Source organism: Bifidobacterium scardovii JCM 12489 = DSM 13734, assembly GCF_001042635.1.
Lineage (GTDB): Bacteria > Actinomycetota > Actinomycetes > Actinomycetales > Bifidobacteriaceae > Bifidobacterium > Bifidobacterium scardovii.
In genome coordinates, this window is sequence record NZ_AP012331.1 from 1206793 (window position 1) to 1231925 (window position 25133).

Here is a 25133-nt window from a genome sequence, read left to right on the forward strand (position 1 = left end):
TTTTTGGCTCCCCTCTCTGAGGGGAGCTGTCGGCGTAGCCGACTGAGGGGGAGCACGCGCGAATCGGCTTAATATCAAGCGTTCGCGGTAATCCTCCCCTCAGGCCGCTACGCGGCCAGCTTCCCTCATGGAGGGGAGCCAAACACAGTACAAGGATGAATGAGGCGGCTTCCTACCGCACCTTGCCGGTCTGGTAGTTCTCCAGATGCGGGCCGATACTGCCGACCACGAGCCGGCGCTTGTTCGCATCCCACTCGTAATAGACGCGGATGAAGTTGTCGCGGCGTTCGTTGCCGCCGCTTTTGAGGTGCTTGAGCATCACGTAGGTGCTGCCGTCCGGCGCGGTCATCCTCCTTTTGCCGATCAGCTTGTTGTCCTCCTTGGTTTTGGCTCCTTCCGAACTGGCTAGGGTGATGGCCGCGTTGACCGTGTTGTGATCGGTGAACGTGTTCTCCGGGTTGCCTCCCGCATACGTGCCGTCGTAGCACTGGTAGGCTGCACAGCAGCTCCATGCTCTGCCACAGCAGCATCGGCATTGCCCGGCATTCGTCCAGGGATTTCCATGCCCTGTCGAGGATTTCGATCCGGTCGGCATACTTGCGCTGGAAGAATTCGACGATCGCGGTATAGCTGCGCTTGTTGCCGCTCATGGCACGCACCAGACCGGTCGTATCCACGGCGCCGGACTGGTCGGAGTCGTTCTGGTACGCCGCGTCCATGCGGATCTGGTCCAGCTGGATGCGCAGGTTGTCCCGGTCCTGTTCGAGCCGGTCGTTGTCCTGCTCCAACTCGTGTATCTTGAGATTCGCCTGTTCGAGCCGGTTCTCCGCCTCCTCGCCGTATTCGGCGAGTTGCTGGGCGTCGTCGCGCTGCTGGGTCAGTTCTTTGATGCGCGTCTTGAGCTGGTCCGTGTCCTTCTCGGTCTTGTCGGGCTCCTCGCTTGGCGCATGCTGCATCAGTTCCAGCAGCTCGGTCTGTTCGTCGAGCTCCTGCTGCAGGCGGTCGCGCTGCGCGGCGATATCGTGCTGCGTCTGGTGGAAGCGCTCCCGAGCCTGCGACAGTTCGTCCTGCGACCGGCGGATCTCGTCGCGCAGCCTGAGCCGTTCCTGCTTGGCCTTGAGCGAATCGGTGGTGAGCCATACGTCGCTCTCCAACGGATTGATCGCGCGCGCCAGCGTGCGGCGCAGCAGCAACAGTGCCGGATCGGTGAGGTCGGGCTCCCCGTCGTAGCCATGCAGATCGCGGTAGGAGCATATCTGCGTTTCGGACAGGACGGGGTGACGGGTGGCCTCGCGCCGGAGCGTCTCGGCGTCGTCGGCCATCGCCGGGAACGGGAAGAAGACGCGCAGGCCGTGTTCGGGGAACGCGAAGGAGTCATCCGGGGCGCATCCGCTCAGCAGGCCGAGCGAGTCCGCATCCCGTGCCGTGACGACCATGGCGTTGGGAAACAGAAGCTCGGCGAGCGAATCGATGTCGACGATGGGGCGTCCGGTCTGCGAGTCGTTGCCCAGGGCGACGATCGGGAAGGACCGCTTCGGGTCGCAGGCCAGCTCCCAGAACTCCTTGGGGGCGAGATCAGCGGTCAGGATCATATCGGATTCGTCGGCCTGCCTGCCGTCCTGCGGTGCGCCGGGTTCCCGGTTTGCGGTCCCGGCTCCGCCGGCGGTGACGATCGCCTTCATATAGCGCACCGGCATGCCGGAGACGGTCACGTTCAGGTTGCGGTTCGACGCCAGATACCGCACCGGTCGGGGGACATTGGGCGTCGGCACCGGTTCGGTGACGCCCAGGAACCCGGGGCGGTCCAGGTAGGAGACCGATATCGTCAGCAGGGGATTGACGGTGCGGTGGCGCGCCTCCTCGCCGGTATCCGGGTGCAGCGTGAACCCGAATTCGGTGTACCAGGTGCGCGGGATGACCGTCATGCTCGGGCCGCCGCGTTCCAGTCCGATGTCCTGCTTGTCGATGCCGATCGGCTGCTCGACGATCCGGCACGCCCACTGCGCCACGTTGCCGTCCTCGTCCTGCAGCGATCTGGCGGTGACGATCACCTTGGTGTTGCCGGTCTGGTAGCGCAGCACGTTGCCGTAGACCATGAGCCTGGACCAAACGCCGTAATCCCACAGATCCGTGATGCCTCCGGAGGCATCGGCGTTGATCATCGGCACGGCGCCGGCGTAGCGGGCCTTGTTCTTGAGCCAGATGCGCACCGTGTTGACGATGGTCCACAGCAGGCTGTTGGGTTTGGGGAACCGGCCCGGTTCGACAAAGCTCACGGAAACCTTTGACTTATAGAATGGCGTCGCTCCAGGCAGCATATCCGTCTCCCATCTCTTCTCTTCTGTGGCGCATGCGCGGCGTGCATGGTGATTCTCATTACAGCACAACGGATGTTTCGCCGCGCGCCGAGGGCCGCATACGGCGGTTGGCCGGAACATCGACGTATGGCTCCCCTCGCTGAGGGAGCTGCCGGCGTAGCCGACTGAGGGGAGCGTATGCGAATCGGCTTGGTTCAGGCGTTTGCGTCAGTGCTCCCCTCAGGCCGCAAAGCGCCGGTCTACTGGAAGTTCTTCGCGCGCGCGTTGAAGAAGACGTCGGCGGCCTTGCGGAATCTGTCCCACAGTTCGCCGTCTTCGGAGCCCCCGGCGCGGCCGGCCTTCTTCCAGCGGTCCATCAGGCCGTTGAACTTGCGAGAGGTCTCATCCCATGCGGTGGAGTTCTTGAGTCCCTCGGCCTCGGCGACGATCGCCTCCTAGGCGCCTTTGGCAGTGCTGGCGGTATCGGCTGCCGACGTGGTGCTGGCGCTGGTGGCGGCGCTGATGGTGGATAGGGATTGCCGGATGTTGTTCATGTCTGATTGGAAGGTGTCGAGCATACGGCGTATGTCCGCGTCGGGATCAACGTCGTTCCCGGTGTCGGTGAGTTGTTTGATTGGTCCGGGTATGGCGTTGATCGCCGTGTCGGCCTGCGGGTGGGTCTTGTGGCACAGTGACAGGATGGTCACGGGGATGTCGTCCGAGTCGTCGCCCAGCAGCAGGCGGTTTTGGGCGACGACGTACCATATGGCCTGGCATTCGGGTGCGGCCGGGTGGCTGCCGTCGTACATGCGTTGCGGTGTGGCCAGTTGTTCGGGGGACAGTCGGTTCCAGTCGCTGAAGAAGATGCTTGCCGGCGCCCCGGAGATGATCGTATGCGCCGTGCTGTTGGTGATGTAGAGCGCGGTGATGAGGTCCTTGGGGGCTAGGGTGGTGCGGATCAGTTCCTCGAAGCGTTGTTTGACGGACGGCGAGTCCAAGTCCTGGGGGTCATCGAACAACACCACCCACACGGACGACACCGTGCTAGCAACCACACTCATACACGCGCTCCTTATCGGTCAACTGGGATAAGCGACTCCGCCGTCGTCGGACGGTCCGCGGGAGAGCGGCGATAACGGAACGGGCAGCGTACCTGCGGTCCGCGGGGTGCGGCGACCGCTGATACGCTGCCCGCTCGTATCGTCACCAACCAAGGGTGAAGACTACTTGATGGCGTTGAGCCACTGCTCCTTGGTCGCCTTTTCGGCTTCGAGCTTGGCCTTCTTCTTCGGGTCGGTCTCGGCCTCGATCTTGGCGCTCAGCTCCTCGAGCTGCGCGTTGAGCTGCTCCTCGAAGCTGGACTTGCGGGCGTCGGCCTCGGGATCGGACTTCTTCCACGCGGCGTCCTCGACGGCCTTGATCTGCTTGTCCACGGCGTCGAGGCGGCCTTCGATGCGGCGCATGTCCTCGCGCGGCACATAGCCGATCTGGTCCCACTCCTCCTGAATGGAGGCGAGGGCCTCGCGGGCCTTTTTCGCCGCGGCCTCGTCGGCCACCGGAACCAGCGCCTCGGCCTTGGCCAGCAGGGCCTCCTTGGCGGCCAGATTCTCCCGCTCGGAGGAGTTGGTCTGATCGCGGTCGGCCTGGCGCGCGTTGAAGAAGGTGTCGGCGGCCTCGCGGAACTTGGCCCACAGCTCGTCGTCCTCGTTGCGCCCGGCGCGGCCGGCCTTCTTCCAGCGGTCCATCAGGTCGTTGAACTTGCGGGAGGTCTCGCCCCATGCGGTGGAGTCCTTGAGCTCCTCGGCCTCGGCGATGATCGCCTCCTTGGCCGCCTTCGCGGTGTTGCGCTCGTTGTCGCGGGCCTGCGCCCACTTGCGGCGCGACTGGTTGAAGGTGGTGCGGGCGGCGGAGAAACGCTTCCACAGCGCGTCGGCCTCGGCCTTGTCGATGCGCACGGTGGTGCGCTGGTGCTGCTGCCACTGGTCGAACAGGGAACGGAACTTGTCGGCGGTGGAGCGCCAGTTCGTGTTGTCACCCAGCGAGGCGGCCAGCTCTTCGGCCTTGACCACGATCTCGGTGCGCTCGGCCACGGCCTTGGCCACGGCGGCCTTGCGGGCCTCGGACAGCTCGGCCTTCTTGGCCTCGCCAGCGGCCTTAAGGCTTTCGAACTGCGCCTTGAGCGCGGCGATGTCGCCGACCACGGCGGGCTCGGCGGTCTCCTCGGCCAGCGTCTTGAGCGACTCGTCGATCTCATGCGCCTTGACGTTGCTGGACTTGAGGCGGCCGGCCAGCAGGTTCAGCTTGCCCTTGAGATCCAGGTAACGGCGGGCGTACAGGCCCAGCGCCTCTTCCTTGGACGTGTCGGGGAACTGGCCGACCTCGCGCTCCGTGTCACCGTCCTTGACGAAGACGGTGCCGTTGTCGTCAACGCGGCCGAACGCCTCGGCGGCCTTCACGTCCGCGTCGGTGTACGAGCCGGTGGCGGGCGCCGGGGCGGCCACATGCTGGGCCGGCTTCTTGGCGAACGCGGCGGGGGAGGGAGCGTGAGGCTTCGGCATGCTTGCCGGTGTCGGCTGCGAGGGAGTGGCGCTGGCCTGTTCCTCATGAACAGGCGCCGCTGCCTGTTCGGTGGTTACGGTGGTGTTTTCGGTGTCGGTGACGTTCTCGTCGGCCATGGCCAGCTCCTTAAGCTACAAGGTGGTAGAGAGGCTGCGTACGCCGCGTTTCCGATGCGGGATCGGACTCGCGTTTTCCGCAACCTCCCTTATTATAGGGAACCGTGGCTAAAGGCGCATCTATTTCAGGATTTCCAGAGTGGCTCCCCTCTGAACGTGTTGTGGAGCAGCGTGTCATCGACACGCTCCGTAGGGTGTTCGAGCTCAATGGCTTCATAGGCATTGAGACGCGTGCTGTTGAGCAGGGTTCGAGCCTGCTCAAGAAGGGCGAGACCAGCAAGGAGATTTACCTGCTGAGCCGCCTGCAGGAGGTCGGTCAGGAGAACGACACTCCGATCGAGGATCGCCTCGGTCTGCACTTTGATCTGACCGTGCCGCTGAGCCGGTATGTGGTCGAGCATTCGGGCGATCTCGCCTTCCCGTTCAAGCGCTGGCAGATCCAGAAGGTCTGGCGTGGCGAGCGCCCGCAGGAGGGTCGTTTCCGCGAGTTCGTGCAGGCCGACATCGACGTGGTCGGCAACGGCGACCTGCCCGAGCACTACGAGGTCGAGCTGCCGCTGGTCATGGTCTCCGCCCTTGAGCAGCTGCGCGCGTACGGACTGCCGAAGGCGACCGTGCACGCCAACAACCGCAAGCTGTCCGAAGGGTTCTACCGCGGGCTTGGCCTGAGCGACGTCGAAGGCGTGCTGCGCGAGATCGACAAGCTCGACAAGATCGGCGCCGACGAGGTGGCCAAGCTGCTCGTCGAGACCTGCGGCGCCGACGAGGCGCAGGCCAGGGCCTGCCTTGAGCTGGCGGAATTGACCGCCGCCGACGGCAAGGAGCTCTCCTCCAAGTTCGACGCGCTGTGCGAGGCGCATGGCATCGCCGCCGATTCCGAGGCGTACCAGCTGGCTCGCCAGGGGCTCGACACGTTGGCGATGATCGTCGACGAGGCGGCGCGCATCCGCCCGGGCGCGGTGATCGCCGATCTCAAGATCGCCCGCGGACTCGATTACTACACCGGCTCCGTCTACGAGACCTTCCTCGACGGCGCGGCCTCGCTCGGCTCGATCTGCTCAGGAGGCCGCTACGACAATCTCGCCTCGCAGGGCAGCCGCAAGTACCCGGGCGTCGGCCTGTCTATCGGCCTGTCCCGGCTGGTGTCCTACATGCTGCACTCGGCCGGCGCGCACGCGAGCCGCGTCTCCCCGGCCAGCGTGCTCGTCGCCGTGTGGGACGAGGAGGACCGCCCCGCGTCCAATCTGATCGCGAATGCGCTGCGCGCCCGCGGCATCGCGGCCGATGTGGCCCCGACCGCCGCCAAGCTCGGCAAGCAGATCAAGTACGCGGACAAGCTCGGCATTCCCTACGTGTGGTTCCCCGCGGACAAGGCCGGCGAGGGCGCCGGCGACGAGGTCAAGAACATCGTGACCGGCGAGCAGACCGCGGCCGATGCTCAGTCGTGGGAGCCGGATACTGTGTATGCCCAGCAAACCGTGGAAATCTAAGCGGCGATAGCAGCAGTTCAAGCAACAAGAAAGAGGAAGCATGAGCCAGACGGCTTACAGAACACATCATGCCACCGACGTGACCGAAGCGCTCGTCGGCGAAAAGGTGACGCTCGCGGGTTGGGTCGACCGTCGCCGTGACCATGGCGGCGTGGCGTTCATCGATCTTCGCGACAGCACCGGGCTGGTGCAGGTCGTGATCTACGACGAGGACATGGCCCGTCCGCTGCGCTCCGAGTTCGTCATCCAGGTGACCGGCGAGGTGCGCCTGCGCCCGGACGGCAACGAGAACACCCATCTGGCCACCGGCAAGATCGAGGTCGTGGCCGAATCCATCGAGATTCTCGCCAAGTCCGACGCGCTGCCGTTCCAGGTGTCCACCGCGCTCGAGAACGAATCCGAGAACAAGCTGCCCGGCGAGGACGTGCGCCTGAAGTACCGCTACCTCGACCTGCGCCGCCCGTCCATGCAGTACAACCTGAAGCTGCGTTCCGACATGGCCAAGGCCGCCCGCCACGCGCTCGAGGACATGGACTTCACCGAGGTCGAGACGCCGACCTTCATCAAGTCCACCCCTGAGGGCGCTCGCGACTTCGTGGTGCCCGCGCGCCTCGTGCCCGGTTCCTGGTATGCGCTGCCACAGTCCCCGCAGCTCCTGAAGCAGCTGCTCATGGTCTCCGGCGTCGAGCGTTACTACCAGCTCGCCCGCTGCTACCGCGACGAGGACTTCCGCGCCGACCGCCAGCCCGAGTTCACCCAGCTCGACATGGAGATGGCGTACGTCGACCAGGAAGACGTGATGGCCACGGCCGAGAAGGTCATCGCCGCGATCTGGAAGACCGCCGGCTACGACGTGCAGCTGCCGATCCAGCGCATCACTTGGAAGGATGCGATGGACAAGTACGGTTCCGACAAGCCGGATCTGCGTTTCGGCAACCCGCTGGTCGAGCTGACCGACTACTTCAAGAACACGCCGTTCCGCGTGTTCCAGGCCCCCTACGTCGGCGCGGTGCTCTTCAAGGGCGGCGCTTCCACGCCTCGCCGTCAGTTCGATGCGTGGCAGGAGTGGGCGAAGCAGCGCGGAGCCAAGGGCCTCGCGTACGTCTCCTTCACCGAGGACGGCGAGCTCAAGGGACCGGTCGCCAAGAACCTGTCCGACGAGGAGCGCAACGGCCTGATGGAGGCCGTCGGCGCGGAACCGGGCGACGCCGTGTTCTTCGGCGCCGGCTCGCGCGAATCCGCTCAGCTGCTGCTCGGTGCCGTGCGCGTTGAGCTCGCCCGCCGCGAGGGACTGCTCGACCCGAAGAAGTTCGCCTTCACCTGGGTCGTGGACTTCCCGCTGTTCAAGCCCACCGACGATCCCGACGACGACGATGTCGCCGTCGGCCACTCCAAGTGGACCTCGATGCACCACCCGTTCACCATGCCGTCCAAGGATTGGATCGACAAGTTCGACCAGGATCCCGAGCACGCCATGTCCGACTCCTACGACATCGTCTGCAACGGCGAGGAGATGGGCGGCGGCTCCGTGCGTATCCACCGCGACGACATCCAGAACCGCGTGCTCAACGTCCTTGGCATCTCCAAGGAAGAGGCCGACGAGAAGTTCGGCTTCCTGCTCGAGGCCTTCAAGTACGGCGCCCCGCCTCACGCGGGCATCGCCCTCGGCTGGGACCGCACCGTGTCGATCCTCGCCGGCGCGGATACCATCCGCGACGTCATCGCCTTCCCGAAGGCCGGCGGCGGCCGCGATCCGCTCACCGGCGCTCCGGCCCCGATCTCGGCCGAGCAGCGCGCCGAAACCGGCGTCGACTACGACCCGGACGAGGAGGAGTAAGCGGTAAAGGCTGCCGGGTAGCCGGTAGCCGATAGCCGGTATTTGCGGTATGGGCCCTTTCTCCACCAGCGGTGAAAGGGCCCATACCGTTTTTGCGTGTGCTGGGGGTTTGAGGGTTTTACGGGTTTGTGGTTTTGTGGGGTCTTGGGTTTTGTGGGGTCTTGGGTTTTGTGGGGTCTTGGGTTTTGTGAGATTTTGGGCTCTTTTGAGATCTTAGGTTTGTGAGGACTCATTAGATTTTGTGAGGACTTATTAGTCTGCATACGTTTCCCCAATGTGGTGTCTATGCGCGGTGGAGAAACGACCATACTGGTTTCTCCACCGCGCGATAAGTCTTCCACGGTGCGGTGGCCCTTCCACGGCGTGATAATTCTTGCACCGCGCGGTAATTTTTCCACCGCGCGGTCAGTGTTTTTATGGGATTCGCGTTATTCCGCCGTTTTTGGTTACCGCGCGGTGGATGTTTTACCGCGTGGTGGGTTCTTTACCTCGTGGTGGAGGAACAACCATGCGGTGGGACATTACTCCGCGGTGGAAGCGTTACAGGGGGAAAAAATCTTTGCCGCGTGATAGCAGCTTGTGATGCAGCAGAAGTTTTGTATTGTGACGAAAGGCTTTACACAGTGATGGGGGTCGTAGCATGGCATCCACGCGCGGTGGAGAACATGCCGCATTGTTTCTCCACCGCGCATTAGAGCTTCCACGGCGCGGTAATTCTTCCACCGCGCGGTTAGCGATTTTGCGGGATTCGCGTTATTCCGCCGTTTTTGGTTACCGCGTGGTGGGTGCTTTACCTCGTGGTGGAGGAACAACCGCGTGGTGGACGGGTTACCGCGCGGTGGAAGAACAGCCGAGCGGTGGGCGCGATCATGCGAGGAAGTTTAGGCCCTTTCAGGGTCGGACTCGTGCGGTTGACGCGGACGATGGTACTTTTGGTATTTTGCGTGTTCGCCTTTGCGGGCATTGATCGCCAGCCGCTGATCCGCCAGTGATCGGTATTGCATTTGCGGCCTGCCTGGCAGCGCCGTTTTCAGCGCGCCGGCGACCTCCGACGCGAGAGCGCGCTGTCTGGACCCATTCCACAGGTCATCGGCGAACACCTCGAGGACGGTCCAGCCCATTTGGCGCAGTCGCCGGCGTTTATGCTGATCCCGGAGATACTGCTGCCGAAAGCGCCGATGATGGTCGCCATCGTATTCGAGAGCGATCTGATGCTGTGGATAGGCCATGTCGACAACATAGTCATATCCGGTTTGCGGATCGGTAATGGCATGGCGTGTTTGCGGCACCGGCAGGCCAAACTGCAGTAGAACCAGTCGGGTGTGTGTCTCCTGAACGGAATCCGATGGCTGTACAAGTCGCAGTGCCTCCTCGCATCGGACCCGTCCGGTGACACGGCTCAGCGTGGCAAGCCTCTCCGTGAATTGCTCGACGGTATAGCCGCATCGTCTGATCAGCGATTCGGCCAGTATCACCAATTCGGTCAGATCGAGATACCGTGCGAACTGTATCCACACGTCTATGGGATGCATGCAGGTCACGCCGTTCGGAAACGTGTAGGTGCCGAATGGCTGGCTCCAGATGCGGAAGTCGATCTCCTTGCATGAGGAGCGTCGTTGCTCGCTGGCGACCGTCACATAGAATTCCTTGCGCGGTAGCGTACTGCGCGCGGGCGGTTCGACTCCGCAAAGCTCCAATGCCGTGAACAGCGAAAAGCAGATCCGCTCCGTACGCATCCTGCCCAGCAGATTCCAACAGGCCGCGCTCTTGGCAGCGGCTTTGGCGCTGAGATCCTTGCGCACGTAGTCATTGATTTCGCCGGGGTTGGGCGCTTCGCTGTAACCGTTCATGCGGCGAGCGTAGCGTACCGCGCGGCGGCACGATGGCGAAAACGATAAATGGGGATAACTCGGATGTAGCGAAAGCGGTTATCCACCGGCATGTCGTCTCGTTGGCCGAGTCATCCACATGGTTCGGGCGTGTCGCTTTCACCGATGATCAGCGTATCTGCCCGATGCATGGGATACGGATTCGGCGGAAGGATCCGTGGAGCTGCTTGCGGATGCCGGTGTGTCAGGCGCATGATGGATGAGTGCTGACGATTGGAATCGTGGATAATGACCGTTTTGCGCTGACCATGCTGGCGCAGACGGTCGGTCGCGCCGTGGCCGGGGCCAAGGTGGTTTGGGCGGTCGAGTTCGGTGCGCTGGCGCTGCATCATTGCGTGTATGAAGGCGATGATGCCATGCCCGACGTGCTGCTGCTGGACATGTCGCTGACTGATATTCCCGGTCCGGACGTATGCCGTCGTATCCGTGAGGCGCAGGATCGGACCGCCATACTGTGCATCACGTCGTATTCGCTGGAGCATTACCGCCGATCCGCCATCGAAGCCGGCGCGCAGGGGCTGATCTCCAAAAGCGTCACGCCGCGTGAATTGGCCGAAGCCATAGGCGGGGTTGCGCGCAACGGTGCGTTCGGTGAGGGGTTCATGACGGCTCAAAACGCGAAGGAAGCGCTATCCGCGGCCAGCCGGCCGGCTGCCGGCCTGTCAAGGCGCGAGAAGGAGGTGTTGAGATTGTATGCGGCGAACCTCGGCACCGAGGAGATCGCCGCCAAGCTCGGTATCAAGGCTTCCACCGTTTTCGTGGTCATGAAGCACGCGAAGGCCAAACTTGGCGTGGACACGCGATCCGAGGCGATACGGGTTTTCCTGGCGACGCATGCCGCTTAAAAAGGGGACGGTGACGAGCGATCCACCGCGCGGTAAAGAATCCACGGCGAGGTAATGCTTCCACGGCGCGGTTGACGAATTTATGGTATCCGCGCCATTCCGCCGTTTTGCTTGCTGTGTGGTGGAGGATCTACCGCGTGGTGGAGAGGTTCCCGCGCGGTGGAAGTATTACCTCGCCGTGGATTCTTTACCGCGCGGTGGGAAAGACGCTATCGCATCATGAAGGTGTTCCCTCATGATGAAAGCATGGGAAACGACTCATGAGTGCTCATCTTGGGGAAGCAGCGGGTGCCATGATCGCATTGCCTCATGATGGAAGTATCAAAAAGTTTTGGATGTACTTGTCTCGGGAAGCAACAGGCGCCATGAATGCGTCGCTGTATGACGGAGTGCGCGGCGGAAGCGCGGCGGCGCGCCGGGCGTTCCCGGATTGCCCGTCACTGGAGCTAATACGGTGTGGCTGGCTTACGGTCGTTGCGGGGACTCAAACGGGCTGTATGCCAGCGGGAATCCGGGCGGTCATCGCCCATTGGCCGGAGGAATCGTCGCCGCTGGTCCGGATATCGACGCCCATGCGGCGGTATCGGTCCAATCCGCTGCCGAGTCCAAGGCCTGATCGCCCGCCGCCCAAGGGCGTATCGGCGGTCGTGACGATGACGTCGTCGCCGTCGCCGGCGATGGACACCACATAGCCATGGGCGGGATCGCCATGCTTGGCGATATTGGCATAAGTCTCGCCGAGCAGATCGGCCAACAGCTCGGATCCGGTCTTCGACAGCGCCGGCAGATGTGCCGCCAGCGTCGTCTGCCCGTCAAAGCCCAGCGCCCGCAGTCGTTCCTCATGCGTGTCGATACGATCGATGAGGGCTTCGGCCGCGTCGGCGCTTGGATCGGGGAGCGTGCCGGCAGCAGCAAGATGAGGCCGTGCGCTGGGCTGCGATACGGCATGGCCGCCGTGCCTTGCGACTGCATCGGGGTCGCCGTCAAGCGCATCGATGACCTGATGCGTATCGTCGAGTGCCTGTTCGATGATGCCGCGCAGCTCACGGAGCTCATCCACGGTCACGGTCCGGTACGTCGCTGTGCCGGAGACGGCGGAGGCAACGGAGATGTCGAAAACTCCGGAACCACTAGGGTCGGCGAGATCTTGGACCGTGATGGGATGAACGGGAAGGGACGCCGCCGGCGCGGGGGAGCGGGTCCCGGCCTCGTCGTTCGCCGTCGTTTTAGGGGGAAACCCGTCGGCGGCATCGTCGTGCGGCGCCGCAGACCGCTCGATATCGCGGTCGATGCGCATGATCGCATAAGCCAGATCATTGGAGATCCGGTCGTGCAGGGCGCGGGCGATCCCGTCGCGCTCCGCCTCGCGGCGGTCCCGCTCGGCCTGCCGGGCCCGGTCGGCCTGCCAGCGGGAGATCATGCCGATCACCACGGCGAACATGCAGTAGGCGAACGAGACGACCACCGAATCGGACAGGCCCAGTCCGAACAGCACCTTCTGGTCGACGAGCAGCGCGGACAGTCCGAGCAGCGCCGCAAGCAGCGCCATCGCGCGGCCGTCGCGCCAGATGACGGCCACCGCCGCCACCATCGCCAGCGTATACGAATACGACATCGGGAACGGCGAGACCAAACCGACGCAGTACACCGTCGTGACCAGCCATGCGCCGGTCTGCGGCATGATCGCGAGCATCGGCAGCGTGCCCAGGGCCAGCAGCGGTATGAGCAGATACGAGGTATGGAAATTGACGGCCGGCCAGCGCAGTGCCGCCTCGGCCAGAATGCAGCAGGCGATGGCGGCGCACGCCAGGAGCATCCTGCGGGATGCCGGCGTACGCCAATGCGGAACGATGATGCGGTGCATGGCCATGCCGTCATTGTCCCACCGCGCGGCCGTACCAAGCAAGGCGACGGCGGGCTGTCTCGTGCATGGTTGGTTGGTCCTCCCGCTGGATGGATACCCTTGCGGGCTGCCCATGGCGGTGCGCGGAGTGTGTGATGCCATAGCGCCGGGAGGTGGGGTTCGGCACAGGAGAGTGATCGGATGCTTGCCGTTGCGGTGGTTACGGTTACGACCACCCCCAGTCGGCTCCGCCGACAGCCCCCGCCAGCGGGGGCGTGCAACGTCACCGTGACGTTCGACCACGGATATCCGCCGACAGACGAGCAATCAAGCTGCGGACGCAACCCGTCCTTGATCGCAGGACGAGCTGCATGCGCAGCGGCCTGAGGGGAGGATTCCCGAGAACGCCTGAATCAAGCCGCTTCGCGGCCAGCTCGTCCGCGATCAAGGACGGCCTTACGGCCGCAGTTTTATCTGCCCACAAACGCCTCCGGCGTTTGCTTCACGGCTCAGCCTCCAGGAGGGGAGCCGGAACTACTCAGCGAATTAATGACGCAGGATACCAGGCAAGACACCGCATACGATGCCGTGCGCGAGGCCGCGCCGGAGGGGCGATAAGCGGCTATAAACAATGCGTATAGGAGATAGGCGCCGTCACCGTCTCCGCAACGGTATGCTGGAGCGCACATCGCCGCAACGGGCGTTGCGATTTTTGCGGATGGGGGATGACCATGGCTTTGGAATTGCTGGACTGGCATGACGGCGACCTGCTCGCCGCACCGGTGCTCAACGCGCTGAACGCGCTGATCGCGGCGGGCACGCCGGAGAGCAGGATACTCGGCGTGACCCTCAACAGCGACGAGGAATCGGACACCGACCTGTGGTGTCCCCGGTACGGCGTGCCGTTCGCGTCCACCGGCAACGTCGTGGTGGTCCACACGCACAAGACTCGCAAGGCCCCGCCGGATTTCGCGGCGGCGTTCGTCACGGCCGACACCCGTGCCGACCTCAACGGCGTGGTCAAGCACACGCTCGAGGTCTCCAAGGTGAGCTTCGCGCCGATCGACGCGGCGGTCGAGGCCACCGGCATGGAATCGGGCGGCATGTCGCCGATCGGATTGCCCGCGCAGTGGCCGCTGCTGGTGGACCAGCACATCCTGTCGGTGCCGAAGCTGTACATCGGCTCGGGCATCCGCCCGTCGAAACTGGTGGTCGACGGCGCGATCTTCGCCGACATCCCCGGCGTGCGGTTCGTGTCGGGGCTGGGCCGTCCCCGAGCCGAGCTCTGAGCGCACGGCCTCCTTCCGCAATGTGGGCGCGGGCATGCCTGTCGGCGCCGGGCGGTAACACGCTGCCGTTATACTGACGGCTTATGTCCGAAAAGAAAGAAGAAACCGCAGCCGCGCGCCCGATGGCGCCGCTCGTGCCCGGCAACGAGAACGCCGGCCACCCCCTCGTGGAGCTGACCCATGTCGAAAAGCATTTCGGCGACCTGCACGTCCTCAAGGACATCAATTTGACCGTCGACAAGGGCGAGGTGCTCGTGGTCGTAGGGCCCTCCGGCTCCGGCAAATCCACGATGTGCCGCACCATCAACCGCCTGGAGACCATCGATTCCGGCGACATCCGCATCGACGGCAAGGCCCTGCCCCAGGAGGGCAAGGAACTCGCGAACCTCAGGGCCGAAGTCGGCATGGTGTTCCAGTCGTTCAACCTGTTCGCCAACAAGACCATCCTCGACAACGTGACGCTTGCGCCGATCAAGGTGCGGCACATGGACAAGAAGGAGGCCGAACAGCTGGCCATGGACCTGCTCGCCCGCGTGGGCGTCGACTCGCAGGCCCGCAAGATGCCCTCGCAGCTCTCCGGCGGCCAGCAGCAGCGCGTCGCCATCGCCCGGGCGCTCGCCATGCGGCCCAAGGTCATGCTCTTCGACGAGCCGACCTCCGCGCTCGACCCGGAGATGGTCAACGAGGTGCTCGACGTCATGGTCGAGCTCGCGCACGAGGGCATGACGATGATCTGCGTCACCCACGAGATGGGCTTCGCGCGCAAGGCCGCCGACCGCATCGTGTTCATGGCCGACGGCCGGATCCTCGAGGAGAACACGCCGGACGAGTTCTTCGAGCATCCGCGCACCGAGCGCGCCAAGGACTTCCTGTCGAAGATCCTCACCCACTGAGATACGGGGATTCGCGATATGACTGTTACCAACACTTTCAAACGGAAGGCCTGCCGCGTGGTCGCCGCGCTCGCCGCCGTGGCCTGCACGCTGTCGCTGGCGGCCTGCGGGCAGGACGAGAGCGGCAAGATCCGCATCGGCATCAAGTTCGACCAGCCGGGCCTCGGCTTCAAGAAGTCCGGCACCTACGTGGGCTTCGACGTGGACGTGGCCAAGTACGTGGCCAAGAAACTCGGCTACTCCGAGGACGAGATCGTCTGGAAGGAGGCCCCGTCCAAGCAGCGTGAGGCCATGCTGCAGAACGGCGACGTGGACATGATCCTCGCCTCGTATTCGATCACCGACGAACGCAAGAAGGCCGTCTCCTTCGCCGGCCCGTACTTCGTGGCCGGCCAGGACCTGCTGGTGCGCAAGGACGACCGCTCGATCAAAGGTCCCGAGGATCTCAATGGCAAGCGCCTGTGCTCGGTCACCGGCTCGACCTCGGCGGCCACCGTCAAGGAGAAGTTCGCCTCCGAGGTGCAGCTCATGGAGCAGCCCGGCTATGCCGAATGCGCCACCGCGCTGTTCTCCGGCATCGTGGACGCGGTCACCACCGACGACATCATCCTCGCCGGCCTCGCCTCGGCCTCGCGCGGCAAGCTCCGGGTGGTCGGCAAGCCGTTCACGCAGGAATACTACGGCGTGGGCATCAAGAAGGGCGACACCCAGCTCGCCACCAAGATCAACAACGCGATCGTCGACATGATCCAGGACGGGTCGTGGCAGCGGGCGATCACCGACAACACGGCCGGCACCTCGTACACGCCGAACGTGAAGTACAACCCGCCGACCCCGAACGAAGGAGAGGAGTAAGGGACATGGACGGATTCATCCAGCTGTTCGGCGAATACGACATTCTCGGCGCGTTCCTCGTCAACATCGAGCTGACCCTGTGGTCGGCGCTGTTCTCGATGATCCTCGGCGTGGTGCTCGTCATGATGCGCATCTCGCCGATCTCCTCGCTGCGCGCGGTCGCCGGCGCCTACGTCGAACTGTTCAAGAACCTGCCGCTGACCATCATCATGGTGTTCATGGTGCTCGGCGCCTACGCGCAGCTGAAGCTCAGCTTCTCCGACACCTTCGCCGTGAACTTCTTCTGGCTGGCCGTCACCGGCCTGAGCCTGTACACGGCCGCGTTCGTGTGCGAGTCGCTGCGAAGCGGCATCAACACCGTGCCGCTCGGCCAGGCCGAGGCGGCCCGCGCGCTGGGCCTCGGCTTCATGCAATCGGCCACCGAGATCATCCTGCCGCAGGCCTTCCGCGGCTCGGTGGCGCCGCTGGGCAACACGCTGATCGCGCTGCTCAAGAACTCGACGGTGGCCGCCGCCGCGTCCGTGTCGACCGAGACCTCGTCGCTGATGAGCACGATGATCGAGTTCCGACCCGACGTGATCGTCCAGATCTTCCTGGTGTTCGCGTTCGGCTACGTGATCCTGATCATCCCGATCGGCATGCTCACCACGTTCCTGTCCAACAAGCTCGCCGTGAGGAGGTGACCCATGGCCGATACTTCGAATTCCGTGCTGTTCGACCAGCCCGGCCCCAAGGGGCGGCGCACCATACGCATCGTCAACTGGATCGCCGGCGCGATCTTCGCCGTCGTGCTCGTGCTGATCCTCCTGCGGCTGCACAACCCGCCGTACGGCGAGAACCAGCTGAGCTGGGAGCTGTGGAAGCCCGCGCTTGAAGGCGAGGCGTGGACCGACTTCTACCTGCCCGGCCTGTGGATGACCGTCAAGGCCACCGTCGTCGCCGTGGTCGGCGCCGTCGCGTTCGGCCTGCTGTTCGGCGTCGGGCGCCTGCTGCCGAATCCGCTGGTCAGAGGCGTTTCCGCGGTCGTCGTGGAGTTCTGCCGCGCGGTGCCCGTGCTGCTGCTCATGATCTTCTTCTGGCGCTGGTTCGCGTTCGCCGGGCTGCCCAGCCCCTCGTATTGGGCCGTGGTGCTGGCGCTGGTGCTGTACAACGGTTCGGTCGTCGCCGAACTCGTGCGCTCGGGCGTCGGCAACCTGCCGAACGGCCAGCGCGAGGCGTCGCTCGCCCTCGGATTGAGCGAGACCCAGTCGCTCATGCAGATCGAGGTGCCGCAGGCCGTGTACGCGATGCTGCCGGCCGCCGTCACGCAGCTTGTGGTGGTGCTGAAGGACACCGCGCTCGGCTCGATCATCATGTACACGGATCTGTTGCAGGAATCGCGCCGATTGGGATCGATGTACTTCAATATCCTGCAGACCCTGGTGATGGCCGCGGTCATCTACTTCGTGGCCTGCTGGCTGCTGTCGAGGCTCGCCGAATGGCTGCCCTCACGCATGCAGCAGCGCACGGCCGCGCCGGCCGAGCCCGAGCCGGTGGCGCCGATCGCGATCATGGACCCCTCGAACGTCAACCAGATCGCCGTGGCCAAGGAGGTCGAGGAGCTGCCGCTCGGCGGCGCGCCGCGCAAGTACCATGTGCACCACCGCGGCACCAACGCCTCGATCCGCCAGTGGCGCCGGACGCGCTACGAGCAGGGCTACGACGAGACGCATCCGGAATCGCAGGTCGACCCGTCGACCGGCGAGTTCGCGGCGTTCCTGAAGTCCGAGACCAAGGACACGGCCACGCCGAAGGATGGCGAGGAGCCCCGGAAGGACGCATAAGGCGCTTGGCTCCCCTCAGAGAGGGGAGCCAGACATTGTTGAATTAATGACGCAGGATACCAGGAAATGTCTATGGCCCTGATGTCGATGCCGATGCACCGACATCAGGGCTGTTTGCACCCTAATCATGCTCAGTACAGGCGAGTTGTCGGTGCACAATAATCGAGACCAGTGTGAATCGTGTCTGATATCGGTCGTTTTGTACCCGGTAATCGGCGCGAATGGGCACCAACGGCTCGATTGTCGCTTGCAATCGAATTCGCGGGGTTGGCATAATGGGGGCTGAAGGCAGTGGTCGGAAGCCGACAGACGCGACAACGGGGGGGCGACGTGGGCAAGGATGGCAGAAAGGCCAATGGCAAGGATGCCGGGGCCGACAAGCGCGGTATGAAGACCGGCGGCATAAGGGCCGATGCCGCGGGGGCCGCGGACGATACGGGTGCCGGCAGCCGTACGCCGGATGCGAAATCCGACAGGTCGGATGCGAAATCCGGAAAGCCGAACGCGAAACCGGGGCGGATCGGCAAGACGCTCAACCGCGCCGAGACGCAGATCGGCACCATCGAATCGAGCCTGACGGTGCCCGAACGGCTGGCCCGTGCGGCGAAATCCTCCGAACTGCTCAGCGCCGTATGGTCGTTGCCGCCGGCGCAGCGGCTCATGTTCCACCATGGCACGAGGCTCGCCGACATTGAGGGGGATTCCACGCCGGGATTCGACGGGCGCAAGGACGACGCCGAACGGTTCATCGACATCAGCTCCTCGGAGATCGCGCGCTATCAGCGGTTGCTGTACGCGAACGGCGTGAGGGGATCGCATCGCAGACTGCTCATCGTGCTGCAGGGCATGGATGCCGCGGGCAAGGGCGGCATCGTGCGCCATGTGTTCCGCCAGGGCGACCCGATGGGCATCCATTACCACGGATTCGCCGCACCCGCCGGGGAGGAGCTCGAGCATGATTTTCTGTGGCGCGTGAAGCGCGAACTGCCGCGCGACGGCTGGATCGCCGTGTTCGATCGCTCGCATTACGAGGACATCGTCATGCCGCGCGTGTACGGCACCCACCCTGAGGAGGTGTGGCGGGCGCGCTACGACGAGGTCAATGCCTTCGAACGCGAGCTGTCGTCGAGCGGATGCCGGATCATCAAGATCTTTCTCGTGGTCAGCCGCGAGGAGCAGCGACGGCACTTCCTCGGCCGGCTCGACGACCCGACCAAGTTCTGGAAATTCGACATGTCGGACCTGGACGCGCGCGACCGTTGGAACGACTATATGGCCGCATGGCAGGAGGTGTTCGAGCTCACCAGCACGCCGTTCGCGCCGTGGTATCTCGTGCCCGCCGACAGCCGGTGGTATTCGCGCGCCGTCGTCTCCGAGCTGCTGCGCACCACGCTCAAGAACATGAACATGACCTGGCCGCCGCTGGCCGCCGGCGTCGACCCGGATGAGGCGCGGCGCCGGTTGGGATGAGGCGATGGGTTCCGGCACGGCTAGTGATCTGTCTTGTACATAATGGAGTGGTTCACGCCCCCGCTGGATGGACGACTGGAGGTGGTCGGGAACATCGCCGCATCAGGCGTTCGACCACCCTCCGGCGCTACGCGCCACCTCCCGCCAGCGGGAGGAACTGCCACTCAACCATTTGCGAGACGGACCACTAGTGACGTACGTTTGGCTCCCCTCAGTCGCCTGCGGCCGTAAGGCCGTCTTTGGATTGCTGATGAGCCGGTCCGTCAGCCGCGGGATTGCTGCAGATAGGCGTTGGCCTGTTCGCTTAGGAGCTCGGCTTTCTCGGGAAGGTGCCGGCGGCGGGCGGCGTCGGCGAGAATGAGGTACAGGCGGGACAGCTGGAGTCCGTAGCCGCTGGTCTCCTTGTTTCTGGCCTGATAGAGGTCGATGGCCTGTTGCGCCACATGCTCCATCACATGCGGGGCCTCGCCGCATCTGGACAGCATGTCGGCGTAGTCGGTGAGCAGCTTGGCGTGGTCCGGCACCAGATCGTACAGGCCGCCGCTTCCGCCGTCGGCGGCGATATGGTCGGCATAGTCCTCCACGGCGTTCGCGGCCTGCGCGTACAGCAGCTGGGCGTCTCCGAACCGCCCCTGATCGATGCGCATCCGCGCAAGGCATGCTTCCGCGCGGGGCACGGCCATGCCGATCGCGTCGAGTATGCGGCCGGCGACGAACGAGGGCCGCGCGCCGCCCGATGCGATGATCTCGTTCCACCGCGGATCAGGACAATGTACAGGCCCAATGCGCGCTGGCCGATATGTATGCGAGCGGGCGGGGCATTGAGCAGGATGACGGGCAGGCCGTCTATTGGTACCAGCGCGCCGTGGGCCAGAAGGAGCCCTTCTGACGGCGGCATCATAGTAGACTCGGAACCATGGCAGACGAGAAGAACTATGGCTCGCTGGGCGCGTTGGCGCCGCGTTGGGACGAGGGCGAGCGCAACATCGACACGGACGAGATTTACGAGCGCTTCTTCGGATGGGTGGCCGATGTCAAGGGCATCGAGCCGTGGCCCCATCAGGAGGAGGCCATCATGGACCTGTTGGCCGGGGACCATGTGATCCTGAACACCCCGACCGGTTCGGGCAAGTCGCTGGTGGCGCTCGGCATGCATTTCGCCGCGCTGTGCACCGGCCGGCGCTCCTACTACACGGCGCCGATCAAGGCGCTCGTCTCCGAGAAGTTCTTCGATCTGGTCGACGTGTTCGGCCGTGATAACGTGGGCATGATCACCGGCGACACGCATATCAACGCGGATGCGCCGATCATCTGCTGCACGGCCGAGATCCTCGCCAACCAGGCGCTGCGCGAGGGCCGGCACGCCGATGTCGGCTGCGTGGCGATGGACGAGTTCCATTACTACGGCGACCCCGAGCGCGGCTGGGCGTGGCAGGTGCCGCTGCTCACCCTGCCCGACACGCAGTTCCTGCTCATGAGCGCCACGCTGGGCAACGTCGATGCGATCGCCGACAAGCTCGAGGACATGACCGACGCCGACGTCGACGTGATCGCCGACGCGCCGCGCCCGGTGCCGCTGACCTACGAGTACACGCTCGACCCGTTGGAGAAGACCGTGGAGCTCGCGTTCCGCGAAGGTTCCACGCCGATCTACGTCGTGCACTTCTCGCAGGACGCGGCCCTCGACACCGCGCAGGCGCTCGCCTCGACCGGCGTGTCCAGCAAGGAGCAGCGCGCCGCGATCGCCGAGGCGATCAAGGGCACCAAGTTCACCACCGCGTTCGGCAAGATCCTGCAGCGCCTGCTGCGCACCGGCGTCGGCATCCACCACGCCGGCATGCTGCCGCGCTACCGCCGCCTGGTCGAGCAGCTCGCCCAGCAGGGCCTGCTGCCCGTGATCTGCGGCACCGACACGCTCGGCGTCGGCATCAACGTGCCGATCCATTCGGTGGTGCTCACCGCCCTGACCAAGTTCGACGGGTCGAGGATGCGCAAGCTGCGCGCCCGCGAATTCCACCAGATCGCCGGCCGAGCCGGCCGCATGGGCTTCGACACCGAAGGGCTGGTGATCGCCGAGGCGCCGGAGTTCGAGATCGAGAACGCGAAGGCCGTGGCCAAGGCCGGCAACGACCCGAAGAAGCTCAAGAAGGTCAAGCGCAAGAAGGCGCCCGAAGGGTTCGTGGCGTGGAACCAGTCCACCTTCGACAAGCTCATCGACGCGGCGCCGGAAACGCTCGTGCCCCACATGAAGATCACCCATGCGATGGTGCTCAACGAGGTGGCGCAGGGCGGCGACGCGCGCCGCCGCGTCGACGACCTCATCGACGACTCCGCGCAGAGCCCCGACCAGAAGGAGAAGCTGCACGAACGCGCCGACGAGATCTTCCAGACACTGTTCGACACGAAGGTGATCGAGACCGAGGACCGCGACGACGGCGGCAAGGACTATTTCCTCGACGTGGACGTGCCCGAGGACTTCGCCCTCGACCAGCCGCTGTCGCCGTTCCTGCTCGCCGCGCTCGAACTGCTCGATCCGCAATCCGACACCTACGCGCTTGACGTGATCTCGATGGTCGAGGCCACGCTCGAGGACCCCAAGCAGGTGCTGCGCGCGCAGGAGCGGCAGGCGCGCGACGAGGCCATGGCCCGCATGAAGGAGGACGGCCTCGACTACGACGAGCGCATGGACAAGCTGCAGGAGATCACGTATCCCAAGCCGCTGGAGGACATGCTCACCGCCGCGTTCGACCAGTACCGCCACGACGTGCCGTGGGCGAACGACTACTGGCTGAGCCCGAAATCCGTGGTGCGCGACATGGTCGAGACCGCATCCGACTTCACCGGCTACATCGCCCGCTACAACATCGCTCGTTCCGAGGGCACGCTGCTGCGCTACCTGTCCGACGCGTACCGGGCGCTCGCCCGCACCGTGCCGATGGAGAAGCGCGACGAGCAGCTGCGCGACGTCATCTCCTGGCTGCGCGTGGTCGTGCGTTCGATCGACTCGAGCCTGGTCGACGAGTGGGAGAGCGCCGGCGGCGAGACGGACGCCTCCGAAGCCGCGGCGAATCTGGCCGCGCCGGGTACGAAGGACGCCGTGGTGGAGGACCGCCGCGGCCTGATCGTGCTGATCCGCAACGCGATGTTCCGCCGCGTGCAGCTCATGGACCTCGACAAGCCCGAGGAGCTCGGCGCGCTCGACCGGGACTGGGGCTACGGCGTGCACGAGTGGGAGGACGTGCTCGACGACTACTACGACGAGCACGAGTACGTCGGCATCGACGCGGCCGCCCGCTCCGGCAAGCTGTTCATCCTCGACGACTCGCTGGAGCAGAAGGAGCACGCGTGGAAGGTGCGCCAGATCATCGACGACTCCGACGGCGACCATGACTGGGCCATCACCGGCACCGTCGACCTCGACGCCACGCAGGAATCCGGCGAGGTCGTCTTCTTCGACTACCACGTCGGCAATTAGCGGACGGCCTAGTGGCTCCCCTCTCTGAGGGGAGCTGGCCGCGAAGCGGACTGAGGGGAGTGAACGCGGCAGCCTGATACATTAGGCGTTCTGGATATGCTCCCCTCAGTCGCCTACGGCGGCAGCTCCCCTCGGGGAGGGGAGCCTCGAACGGCGGACCGTCCTGCGGCTGGTCGAACGCATGTTCGAAGCGGTGGGGTAGAATGGGGCGTTATGAACGACAATGATCTGTTTGCGGCGAGCGACGCGCCCGAGGACATGACGCGGCCGCTGGCGGTGCGCATGCGGCCGGAAACCGTCGACGAGGTGGTCGGCCAGTCGCGCGTGCTGGGGGAGGGGTCCCCGCTGCGCCGGCTGGCGAACCCGGCGTCCAGGGGATCGCTGACCGCGCCGAGCTCGATCATCCTGTTCGGGCCTCCCGGCGTGGGCAAGACCACGCTCGCCTACATCGTCGCCAAGCAGTCCGGCCGCGCGTTCGAGGAGCTGTCGGCCGTCACCTCCGGCGTCAAGGACGTGCGCGACGTGCTCGCCCGCGCCCGCCAGCGGCTGGTGGCCGAAGGCAAGGAGACCGTGCTGTTCATCGACGAGGTGCACCGCTTCTCCAAATCGCAGCAGGACGCGCTGCTGCCCAGCGTGGAGAACCGCGACGTCACCTTCATCGCCGCCACCACCGAAAACCCGAGTTTCTCGGTCATCAAGCCGCTGCTGAGCCGTTCGGTCGTCGTCAAGCTCGAATCGCTCGGCCCCGACGACCTCAAGGCGCTGATCGAGCGGGCGCTCGAGGACAAGCGGGGGCTCAAGGGTGAGGTGAAAATCGCCGATGAGGCCGTCGACGAGATCGTCCGCATGGCCGGGGGCGACGCGCGCAAGACCCTGACGATCCTCGAGGCGGCGGCCGGCGCCGTCACCGGCGACCAGGCGCGCAAGAAGGGCGCGCGCCGGCCGACCATCACGCCGGACATCGTGTCGCAGGTCATGGATGTGGCCACGGTGCGCTACGACAAGGACGGCGACGACCACTACGACGTGATCTCCGCCTTCATCAAATCGATGCGCGGCTCCGACCCGGACGCGGCCATCCACTATCTGGCGCGCATGCTCAGGGCCGGCGAGGATCCACGGTTCATCGCCCGGCGCATCATGATCGCCGCCGCCGAGGAGGTCGGCATGGCCGCCCCGCAGATCCTGCAGGTCACGGTCGCCGCCGCGCAGGCCGTGGCGATGATCGGCATGCCCGAGGCGCGCATCATCCTCGCCGAGGCGACCATCGCCGTCGCCACCGCCCCCAAGTCGAACGCCAGCTACAACGCGATCAACCAGGCGCTCGCCGACGTGGACGCCGGCATGATCGGCCAGGTGCCGCTGCATCTGCGCAACGCCCGGACCAAGCTCATGAAGGAGTGGGGCAACCACGAGGGGTACAGGTACGCGCACGACTGGCCGGGCGCGGTCGCCCCGCAGCAGTACCTGCCCGACGAGCTCAAGGGGCGCGAATACTACCATCCCAATGACCGCGGCTACGAGCACGAGGTCGGTCCCCGGCTCGAGCGCATCCGCAGGATCCTCCACGAGGAGGACTGATCCGGTGGGAGCGGGCGCCGGGGCGGGAATGCAAGGGACGTCATCGAACCGGCCGGGCATGGCGCTAAGATGGGGTGGATTGAAGTAGACCCAAGGGAGTAGTGCGATGACGCAGGACAATGGTGCCGCGGCCGAATCCGATGACGAGAAGCTGATCATGATCGTCGACGACGATCAGGCGTTGGGGGAGATGCTCTCGATCGTATTGGAGAACGAGGGATTCCGCACCGTCACCTGCCTGGACGGCCAGCGCGCCGTCGACATGTTCCCCACGATACGCCCCGATCTGATCCTGCTCGACGTCATGCTGCCGGGGCTCGACGGCATCGGCGTGGCGCGGCGCATCCGCGAGACCTCCAACGTGCCGATCATCATGCTCACCGCCAAGTCCGACACGCTCGACGTGGTGTCCGGTCTCGAGGCCGGCGCCGACGACTACGTCGCCAAGCCGTTCAAGGTCGCCGAGCTGCTGGCCCGCATCCACACGCGGTTCCGCATCGCGCGCCCCGCGGCGGCCGGCGGCGCGGAATCGGCGGCCGAGGTCCAGCACGTCGAGCGCGGCCCGATCGTCATGGACCGGCTCGAGCACACGGCCACCAAGCACGGCCGCGACCTCATGCTCACCCCGATGGAGTTCGAACTGCTGTTCCTGCTGGCGGCCAGCGCCGGCGAGGCGATCAGCCGCGCCACGCTGCTCAGCAAGGTCTGGGGGTACGAGAACTCCGGTGACACGCGGCTGGTCAACGTGCACGTGCAGCGGCTGCGCGCCAAGGTCGAAACCGACCCGGAGAACCCACAGATCGTGCAGACCGTGCGCGGCATCGGCTACAAATTCGTCACCCCGCAGGACGCCGGCTGACGGGGAGCCCAG

19 protein-coding genes and 2 pseudogenes are annotated in these 25133 nt (G+C 65.0%); 14 read left to right on the plus strand and 7 right to left on the minus strand.

The features are described 5' to 3' along the window. Positions 1–125: 125 nt before the first annotated feature. From BBSC_RS04980 to BBSC_RS04990, 4 genes and pseudogenes are all read right to left on the minus strand, one after another. Positions 126–2276, minus strand: coding sequence for a hypothetical protein (locus BBSC_RS04980; RefSeq protein WP_033519898.1), 2151 nt, complete (start codon positions 2274–2276; stop codon positions 126–128). A gap of 299 nt (positions 2277–2575) precedes the next feature. Beyond that, a pseudogene (locus BBSC_RS13905) lies at positions 2576–2752 on the minus strand (DUF349 domain-containing protein); the annotation flags it as partial. Then, a complete protein-coding gene (locus BBSC_RS04985; protein WP_162180135.1) occupies positions 2753–3358 on the minus strand; it encodes a hypothetical protein in 606 nt (201 codons plus the stop codon). It lies immediately after the preceding pseudogene. 162 nt (positions 3359–3520) lie between these two features. Further along, the gene (locus BBSC_RS04990; protein WP_033519178.1) at positions 3521–4972 is read right to left on the minus strand and encodes a DUF349 domain-containing protein; all 1452 of its coding nucleotides are present in this window, start codon (positions 4970–4972) and stop codon (positions 3521–3523) included. A gap of 104 nt (positions 4973–5076) precedes the next feature. Between BBSC_RS04990 and hisS the strand changes: the two genes are divergently transcribed. The 3 genes from hisS (at position 5077) to BBSC_RS13645 (ending at position 8869) form a co-directional block, all read left to right on the plus strand. Then, the gene (gene hisS / locus BBSC_RS04995; protein WP_033519179.1) at positions 5077–6462 is read left to right on the plus strand and encodes a histidine--tRNA ligase; all 1386 of its coding nucleotides are present in this window, start codon (positions 5077–5079) and stop codon (positions 6460–6462) included. A gap of 40 nt (positions 6463–6502) precedes the next feature. Then, positions 6503–8299 (plus strand): aspartate--tRNA ligase, encoded by a 1797-nt coding sequence (aspS, locus tag BBSC_RS05000; RefSeq protein WP_033519180.1) that lies wholly within the window; start codon positions 6503–6505, stop codon positions 8297–8299. A gap of 285 nt (positions 8300–8584) precedes the next feature. Further along, a complete protein-coding gene (locus BBSC_RS13645; RefSeq protein WP_144414424.1) occupies positions 8585–8869 on the plus strand; it encodes a hypothetical protein in 285 nt (94 codons plus the stop codon). 311 nt (positions 8870–9180) lie between these two features. Here the strand turns inward: BBSC_RS13645 and BBSC_RS05005 are convergent, their stop codons facing one another. Next, complete coding sequence (locus tag BBSC_RS05005; protein ID WP_046726211.1) at positions 9181–10149, minus strand: DUF559 domain-containing protein; 969 nt, start codon at positions 10147–10149, stop codon at positions 9181–9183. 260 nt (positions 10150–10409) lie between these two features. Between BBSC_RS05005 and BBSC_RS05010 the strand changes: the two genes are divergently transcribed. Further along, positions 10410–11033, plus strand: a complete 624-nt coding sequence (locus BBSC_RS05010; protein WP_269447130.1) for a response regulator — start codon at positions 10410–10412, stop codon at positions 11031–11033. 484 nt (positions 11034–11517) lie between these two features. Here BBSC_RS05010 and BBSC_RS13650 read toward each other — a convergent pair whose 3' ends face one another. After that, on the minus strand, positions 11518–12903 hold the full coding sequence (locus BBSC_RS13650) for a hypothetical protein (RefSeq protein ID WP_065422479.1): 1386 nt from the start codon (positions 12901–12903) through the stop codon (positions 11518–11520). 704 nt (positions 12904–13607) lie between these two features. Between BBSC_RS13650 and BBSC_RS05020 the strand changes: the two genes are divergently transcribed. The 6 genes from BBSC_RS05020 to BBSC_RS05045 all read left to right on the plus strand — a co-directional run bounded on the left by BBSC_RS05020 (position 13608) and on the right by BBSC_RS05045 (position 19206). Beyond that, complete coding sequence (locus BBSC_RS05020; protein ID WP_033519203.1) at positions 13608–14165, plus strand: YbaK/EbsC family protein; 558 nt, start codon at positions 13608–13610, stop codon at positions 14163–14165. 122 nt (positions 14166–14287) lie between these two features. Continuing rightward, entirely contained in the window at positions 14288–15058 is a 771-nt protein-coding gene (locus BBSC_RS05025; RefSeq protein ID WP_144414517.1) for an amino acid ABC transporter ATP-binding protein, read from the plus strand. Positions 15059–15076: 18 nt separating this feature from the next. Next, the gene (locus tag BBSC_RS05030; protein WP_033519182.1) at positions 15077–15913 is read left to right on the plus strand and encodes a glutamate ABC transporter substrate-binding protein; all 837 of its coding nucleotides are present in this window, start codon (positions 15077–15079) and stop codon (positions 15911–15913) included. Between the two features lie 5 nt (positions 15914–15918). Continuing rightward, positions 15919–16596: an amino acid ABC transporter permease gene (locus BBSC_RS05035; protein WP_033519183.1), complete on the plus strand. Its 678-nt coding sequence runs from the start codon at positions 15919–15921 to the stop codon at positions 16594–16596. A 3-nt stretch (positions 16597–16599) separates the two neighbouring features. Then, complete coding sequence (locus BBSC_RS05040) at positions 16600–17736, plus strand: amino acid ABC transporter permease (RefSeq protein ID WP_046726210.1); 1137 nt, start codon at positions 16600–16602, stop codon at positions 17734–17736. A gap of 387 nt (positions 17737–18123) precedes the next feature. Beyond that, on the plus strand, positions 18124–19206 hold the full coding sequence (locus BBSC_RS05045; protein ID WP_046726222.1) for a PPK2 family polyphosphate kinase: 1083 nt from the start codon (positions 18124–18126) through the stop codon (positions 19204–19206). Between the two features lie 263 nt (positions 19207–19469). Here BBSC_RS05045 and BBSC_RS05050 read toward each other — a convergent pair whose 3' ends face one another. Beyond that, positions 19470–19853, minus strand: coding sequence for a hypothetical protein (locus BBSC_RS05050; RefSeq protein WP_033519184.1), 384 nt, complete (start codon positions 19851–19853; stop codon positions 19470–19472). Between the two features lie 140 nt (positions 19854–19993). On the opposite strand from BBSC_RS05050, the pseudogene BBSC_RS14470 reads away from it, so the two are divergent. The 4 genes and pseudogenes from BBSC_RS14470 to mtrA all read left to right on the plus strand — a co-directional run. Then, a pseudogene (locus BBSC_RS14470) lies at positions 19994–20095 on the plus strand (SEL1-like repeat protein); the annotation flags it as partial. Between the two features lie 27 nt (positions 20096–20122). Then, positions 20123–22681, plus strand: coding sequence for a DEAD/DEAH box helicase (locus tag BBSC_RS05055; RefSeq protein WP_033519185.1), 2559 nt, complete (start codon positions 20123–20125; stop codon positions 22679–22681). A 213-nt stretch (positions 22682–22894) separates the two neighbouring features. Continuing rightward, positions 22895–24262 (plus strand): replication-associated recombination protein A, encoded by a 1368-nt coding sequence (locus BBSC_RS05060; protein WP_033519186.1) that lies wholly within the window; start codon positions 22895–22897, stop codon positions 24260–24262. A 106-nt stretch (positions 24263–24368) separates the two neighbouring features. Beyond that, a complete protein-coding gene (gene mtrA, locus BBSC_RS05065) occupies positions 24369–25121 on the plus strand; it encodes an MtrAB system response regulator MtrA (RefSeq protein ID WP_046726209.1) in 753 nt (250 codons plus the stop codon). Positions 25122–25133: the final 12 nt, after the last annotated feature.

What these genes read in the sequence shown, in the direction of transcription:
- BBSC_RS05005 (WP_046726211.1), bottom strand. Translation starts at nt 10,149, where the DNA reads ATGAACGGTTACAGCGAAGCGCCCAACCCCGGCGAAATCAATGACTAC.
- BBSC_RS05030 (WP_033519182.1), top strand. Translation starts at nt 15,077, where the DNA reads ATGACTGTTACCAACACTTTCAAACGGAAGGCCTGCCGCGTGGTCGCC.
- BBSC_RS04990 (WP_033519178.1), bottom strand. Translation starts at nt 4,972, where the DNA reads ATGGCCGACGAGAACGTCACCGACACCGAAAACACCACCGTAACCACC.
- BBSC_RS05040 (WP_046726210.1), top strand. Translation starts at nt 16,600, where the DNA reads ATGGCCGATACTTCGAATTCCGTGCTGTTCGACCAGCCCGGCCCCAAG.
- BBSC_RS05025 (WP_144414517.1), top strand. Translation starts at nt 14,288, where the DNA reads ATGGCGCCGCTCGTGCCCGGCAACGAGAACGCCGGCCACCCCCTCGTG.
- BBSC_RS05060 (WP_033519186.1), top strand. Translation starts at nt 22,895, where the DNA reads ATGAACGACAATGATCTGTTTGCGGCGAGCGACGCGCCCGAGGACATG.
- BBSC_RS04985 (WP_162180135.1), bottom strand. Translation starts at nt 3,358, where the DNA reads ATGAGTGTGGTTGCTAGCACGGTGTCGTCCGTGTGGGTGGTGTTGTTC.
- BBSC_RS05045 (WP_046726222.1), top strand. Translation starts at nt 18,124, where the DNA reads ATGAAGACCGGCGGCATAAGGGCCGATGCCGCGGGGGCCGCGGACGAT.
- BBSC_RS05050 (WP_033519184.1), bottom strand. Translation starts at nt 19,853, where the DNA reads ATGCGCATCGATCAGGGGCGGTTCGGAGACGCCCAGCTGCTGTACGCG.
- BBSC_RS05020 (WP_033519203.1), top strand. Translation starts at nt 13,608, where the DNA reads ATGGCTTTGGAATTGCTGGACTGGCATGACGGCGACCTGCTCGCCGCA.
- mtrA (WP_046726209.1), top strand. Translation starts at nt 24,369, where the DNA reads ATGACGCAGGACAATGGTGCCGCGGCCGAATCCGATGACGAGAAGCTG.
- BBSC_RS13645 (WP_144414424.1), top strand. Translation starts at nt 8,585, where the DNA reads ATGCGCGGTGGAGAAACGACCATACTGGTTTCTCCACCGCGCGATAAG.
- BBSC_RS05055 (WP_033519185.1), top strand. Translation starts at nt 20,123, where the DNA reads ATGGCAGACGAGAAGAACTATGGCTCGCTGGGCGCGTTGGCGCCGCGT.
- aspS (WP_033519180.1), top strand. Translation starts at nt 6,503, where the DNA reads ATGAGCCAGACGGCTTACAGAACACATCATGCCACCGACGTGACCGAA.
- BBSC_RS13650 (WP_065422479.1), bottom strand. Translation starts at nt 12,903, where the DNA reads ATGGCCATGCACCGCATCATCGTTCCGCATTGGCGTACGCCGGCATCC.
- BBSC_RS05035 (WP_033519183.1), top strand. Translation starts at nt 15,919, where the DNA reads ATGGACGGATTCATCCAGCTGTTCGGCGAATACGACATTCTCGGCGCG.